Annotated in this window: 3 protein-coding genes and 1 tRNA gene; all 4 read left to right on the top strand. The window is 59.2% G+C overall.

The features are described 5' to 3' along the window. Positions 1–194 precede the first annotated feature (194 nt). The 4 genes from DXC67_RS10145 (at position 195) to rbr (ending at position 2,698) form a co-directional block, all read left to right on the top strand. Positions 195–272: transfer RNA gene (locus DXC67_RS10145), tRNA-Asp, on the top strand. Positions 273–631: 359 nt separating this feature from the next. Further along, positions 632–1,117 carry an Rrf2 family transcriptional regulator gene (locus DXC67_RS10150; protein ID WP_117564951.1) on the top strand — a complete coding sequence of 162 codons (486 nt, stop codon included), beginning with the start codon at positions 632–634 and terminating at the stop codon, positions 1,115–1,117. Between the two features lie 21 nt (positions 1,118–1,138). Beyond that, positions 1,139–2,044, top strand: coding sequence for an adenine glycosylase (locus DXC67_RS10155; RefSeq protein ID WP_117634426.1), 906 nt, complete (start codon positions 1,139–1,141; stop codon positions 2,042–2,044). Between the two features lie 114 nt (positions 2,045–2,158). After that, positions 2,159–2,698, top strand: coding sequence for a rubrerythrin (gene rbr / locus DXC67_RS10160; RefSeq protein ID WP_117638276.1), 540 nt, complete (start codon positions 2,159–2,161; stop codon positions 2,696–2,698). Positions 2,699–2,794 lie beyond the last annotated feature (96 nt).

The raw sequence follows: 2,794 nt of genomic DNA on the forward strand, positions 1-2,794 counted from the left end.
AGGAAGGCACTTAATGTGCTTTCCGTCTTGCGCAGGACTGTAGAGCAGCAAACTTAACCCCCGCCCCCAGCCCCGGAGACCCTCCCGGAGGGACCGAAAAATTTTTTCAAAAAAGTTGTTGCGCGCCGGACAGACTTCTGTGTATACTAATCCCTGCAGCGCACGCGAGCGGAAACAAACGCGAACGTCTGCCTGGGGAGTTAGCTCAGTTTGGTTAGAGCGCCGGCCTGTCACGTCGGAGGTCGCGGGTTCGAGCCCCGTACTTCCCGCCAACGCAATTAAAGCCACGTCTTCGGACGTGGCTTTTTGCGTTTGATGTACTTTGTTTCGATAGAACGATCGCCCTGGCGCATCTTCGCCCAGAATCCCCGCCCCTTCGGGAACGCAAGTAAAATCTAATAAGCATATCTGTCTAAACAACAGCTTTGTTGCGCAACACCTGTTCAACGAAGCAGGGAGTTAGATTATACTAAATTGCACTGTGGGCCGCATCTGATGCATTTCGCTCCAAGCGCGGCATTCAGTGGATATCCGATTTACCATTTGGATGTCCTAGCGGTCATTTAGCGTCTCGACACAAGCTCGGCCCCGGAGCTCGTTCGAGCTGTTCGTATTCCTTGAAAGGGGAAAAATGGACATATCGAGGAAGACTGATTACGCCCTTCGTATGCTGGCGATGCTTGCCGAGGATCCGGAGCGTTTGCTTTCTGTTCGCACCGCTGCCGAAGAGGTCAATGTTCCGTATTCGTTTGCCCGCTCGATTCAGCACGGTTTGGTCCAGGCCGGTATTGTGGAGAGCCTGCGTGGCGTCCACGGTGGCATGCGTCTCAAGGTCAGTCCGGACGACGTCACCATTCGTCAGGTCGTCGAGGCCGTTCAGGGCCCTATGGTTATGAATGATTGCACCGCACCCGATGGCGACTGTGCGCGCATGGGCACGTGCTGCTATCATCCCCTGTGGGCCGGAGCTCAAGCGTTGATGCGCGACTACCTCGATTCCGTTTCGCTCGGCGACATCGTCGCTCACCGCCAGTTCCCGGCCGTCGATCCCAAGTTCGCCGACCGCGAAGCGTTTCCCGAGTACGCCACCTGTGCGTATACATGCCGGGAGGAATAGCGCCGCATAAGGAGCATAGATATGATTCAGGACCCCTTTCGTTCGATGATTCGTTCGGAAGGGGTCCTGCGTTATCGCGACCTTCCGTGGCGCCGCACGCGCGATCCGTACATCATTTGGCTTTCTGAGGTCATGTTGCAGCAAACACAGGTGCCACGCGTGGAGACGCGTATGCCGGCGTGGCTCGATCGCTTTCCGACCGTGCAGGCGCTTGCCCAAGCCGCGCCTTCCGATGTTTTGGACGCTTGGCAGGGCATGGGCTACAACCGACGCGCTCTGGCGCTCCACAAGGCCGCTCAGCGCGTTGTGGAGGACTGGGACGGTGAGTTTCCGCGTGAGACGCGTGACTTGGTCGCTCTGCCTGGTATTGGCCCGGCAACGGCGCAAGGTATCCGGTCGTTTGCGTTTGACCTTCCAGGCGTGTATCTGGAGACCAACGTGCGCACGGTCTTTCTGCATCACTTCTTTCCCGATGTACCGGCTGTTCCCGACCGCGAGCTGGTGCCGCTGATTCAGGCGGCCTGTCCGGCGGCCCCCGGTGCGGCGACCGACGAGATCGCTCCCTTTGCCGTGCCGCTCGATGATGCCGACACGCCGCGCGCGTGGTATTACGCGTTGCTGGATTACGGCGCATATCTAAAAAAGACGTTGCCCAATCCGTCCAGGCGCTCGGCGGGCTATAGCCGTCAATCAAAGTTTGAGGGCTCACGTCGCCAAAAGCGCGCGCATATCGTGCGCATGTTGCTGGCAGCGCGCGATGGCCAACCGGCGGGGATTACGCTTGCTGATGCCGTGGTGGGCGTTAACGATATGGAAGCGGCGGCTGGGCGCGGGCCGGTCGAGCGCGAGCTTGTCGCGGGCATTCTGGCCGACCTGGAGCGTGAGGGCTTTTGCCGAGCCGAGGGCGATCGCTGGCTGAGCATCTAGCCCGTGCAAATCTGAAGAACAGGATTGTAAGGTTTAGATTTCCGACATGAGGGCATCCTAAAGACGAGGCCGCTCGAAGCCTACGGGCGGCATGCGTTGAAGGGAAGTACACCTATGGATTTTGAGAATTCCCAAACCAAGAAGAACCTCGAGACCGCTTTTGCCGGTGAGTCCCAGGCACACACCAAGTATCGCTACTATGCCTCCAAGGCAAAGAAGGACGGCTACGTTCAGATCTCGAACATCTTTGCCGAGACGGCTGGCAACGAGTCCGAGCACGCCAAACTGTGGTTTAAGTATCTGCACGATGGCGCCGTCCCCGATACCCTGGACAATCTGCGCGATGCCGCCGCGGGTGAGAACTACGAGTGGACCACGATGTACGACGAGTTTGCCAAGACCGCCGAGGAAGAGGGCTTTGCCGAGATTGCCGCAAAGATCCGTGGTGTCGCCGCCGTCGAGAAGGCCCACGAGGAGCGCTACAACAAGCTCGTCGAGCGCATCGAGTCGGGCGAGGTGTTTGAGCGTGAGGGCGTAAAGGTGTGGAAGTGCCTGAACTGCGGGCACCTGCACGTTGGTGCCGAGGCGCCTGAGGTGTGCCCGGTTTGTAACCACCCGAAGGCGTACTTTGAGGAGCAGGTGGTGAACTACTAGCGCTTGGCGCTGGCTGCTGCGGAGCGCAGGGCGGGAGGCCGGATCGCCTTCCCTCCCCGCTCACGGCTCCGCAGGGTCGCGTTGAGGGAAGGCGAT

Source organism: Collinsella sp. TF07-1 (assembly GCF_003437235.1).
Lineage (GTDB): Bacteria > Actinomycetota > Coriobacteriia > Coriobacteriales > Coriobacteriaceae > Collinsella.

Excerpts from the sequence above, each read along its gene's own strand:
- DXC67_RS10150 (WP_117564951.1), top strand. The coding sequence starts at position 632 with ATGGACATATCGAGGAAGACTGATTACGCCCTTCGTATGCTGGCGATG.
- DXC67_RS10155 (WP_117634426.1), top strand. The coding sequence starts at position 1,139 with ATGATTCAGGACCCCTTTCGTTCGATGATTCGTTCGGAAGGGGTCCTG.
- rbr (WP_117638276.1), top strand. The coding sequence starts at position 2,159 with ATGGATTTTGAGAATTCCCAAACCAAGAAGAACCTCGAGACCGCTTTT.